Annotated in this window: 1 protein-coding gene; it reads left to right on the top strand. The window is 40.7% G+C overall.

Annotated elements, in window-relative coordinates; genetic code table 11:
• The coding region (locus BCT81_RS25425) for an STAS domain-containing protein (RefSeq protein WP_133152722.1) at positions 1-204 on the top strand (204 nt) is incomplete at its 5' end.
• Between the last annotated feature and the right edge of the window lie 32 nt (positions 205-236).

The raw sequence follows: 236 nt of genomic DNA on the forward strand, positions 1-236 counted from the left end.
CAAGAGATCGAAGTCGACTTCAGTCAGGTCGAATTTCTTGATTCATCAGGTGTGGGTGCGATTGTTTACATGTTCAAACGCCTAACTGAACGTGAACGTAATATGCGATTAGAAAACGTTTCAGGCCAACCGCTGGAGATCATGAACCTCCTACGAATTGGACACGCTATTCCTGTTAACTCAAAAAATCCTACAAATTCATGAAGATCCACTAAGCTAGAAGTAACAAAAAATCT

Source organism: Vibrio sp. 10N.261.52.A1, from assembly GCF_002876325.1.
In the GTDB taxonomy this organism is placed as follows: domain Bacteria; phylum Pseudomonadota; class Gammaproteobacteria; order Enterobacterales; family Vibrionaceae; genus Vibrio; species Vibrio chagasii.